The sequence below is a fragment of the Kitasatospora sp. NPDC051702 genome (genome assembly GCF_040681575.1).
In the GTDB taxonomy this organism is placed as follows: domain Bacteria; phylum Actinomycetota; class Actinomycetes; order Streptomycetales; family Streptomycetaceae; genus Kitasatospora.
In genome coordinates, this window is the sequence record NZ_JBFAZB010000111.1 from 1 (window position 1) to 1490 (window position 1490).

The 1490-nt window shown below is 77.1% G+C and carries 1 protein-coding gene; it reads right to left on the reverse strand.

Annotation, left to right across the window (positions count from 1 at the left end; all coding sequences use genetic code 11):
* On the reverse strand, positions 1–1490 hold a 1490-nt coding region (locus AB0N04_RS38515; RefSeq protein ID WP_360223486.1), incomplete at both ends, for a polyketide synthase dehydratase domain-containing protein.

Sequence of the window (1490 nt, forward strand, 5' to 3'; positions counted from 1 at the left end):
GTGACGAGGTGGTGGGCGAGGTGGGTGCCGAGGGCGCCGGTGGCTCCGGTGATGAGGACGGTGCCGTTGGGGTTGAGGGGGCTGTGGGGCTGGTGGCGGGGTGGGGTGGTGGTGAGGCGGGGTGTGTGGAGGGTGCCGCTGCGGAGGGCGAGCTGGGGTTCAACCGTCTGAAGGGCCGCGGCGATGGCCTCGGGTTCGTCGGTGTCGGTGTCGAGGAGGACGAGGCGGCCGGGGTGTTCGGTCTGGGCCGTTCGCACCAGACCCCAGACGGCCGACTCGGCGAGCCCGGGCAGCGGCTCGCCGGCCGTCACCGCGACCGCGCCGCGGGTGACGACGGCGAGCCGGGCACCCTCGGGGTGCTCCTCGGCGAGCCACTGCTGGACGGCGGCCAGCGCGCGGTGCGCGGCCAAGCGGGCGGAGCCGGAGCCGTCGATGGTGACGACGGTGGTGGCGGTGCCGGTGGCCGGTGTGGGCGGGGCGGCCAGCTCGATCCAGTCGAGCGCGTACAGCGGGTCGGCGCTGCCGGCCCGGCGCCCGGCGCCGCTGAGCGCGTCGGCGGGCAGGGTGCGCAGGTCCAGTGACTCCGCGGTGGCGACCAGGGCGCCGGTCGGATCGGTGAGTGTCAGGGCGACACCCCCGTTGGGCAGTTCGGTGAGCCGGGCGCGGACCAGGCCGGCGCCGGTGGCGTGCAGGGTGAGGCGGCTCCAGGCGAAGGGCAGCCGGATGCCGTCGCCCGGGTCGCCGGCCGGCGCGCCGTGGACCGGGAGCAGGTGCAGGGTGGCGTCGAGCAGCGCCGGGTGCAGGGCGAAGCCGTCGGCCGTGAGGGCGAGTTCCTCGGGCAGCCGGACCTCGGCGAACAGGGTGGTGCCGTCCTGCCAGGCCGCGGTGAGGTTGCGGAAGGCCGGACCGTAGTCGTACCCGCGCTCGGCGAGCCGGTGGTAGACCTCCTCGGCGTCGAGCGGGACGGCGCCGGCGGGCGGCCAGGCCGCGTCGGGGGCGGCGGTGGCCGGCGCGGAGGCGGCGAGGCTGCCCGAGGCGTGCCTGGTCCAGGGTTCGTCCCCGCCCGTGCGGGCGTGGACGGTGAAGGGGCGGCGGCCGTCTGCGGCCGGGGCGTCCACGGTGAGCTGGAGTGCGACGGCGCCGGTGGCGGGCAGCGGCAGCGGGGCCTCCAGGGTGAGCTCGTCGAGGACGGGTGCGTCGGCCCGCTCGCCGGCGCGCAGCGCGAGGTCGACGAAGAGGGTGCCGGGGGCCAGCGGGACGCCGTTGACGGCGTGGTCGGCGAGCCAGGGGTGGCGGCCGGTGGCGAGCTCGCCGGAGAACACCAGGCCGCCGCCGTCGGCGAGTTCGACCGGGTCGGCGAGCAGCGCGGCGCCGTCGGTGTCGGCCGTGGCGTCGAGCCAGTAGTGGTGGTGGGTGAAGGGGTAGGTGGGGAGGGGGAGGTGGGGGTTGGGGGTGTGGTTGGTGGGGTGGTGGCCGTGGGTGTGGGTGGT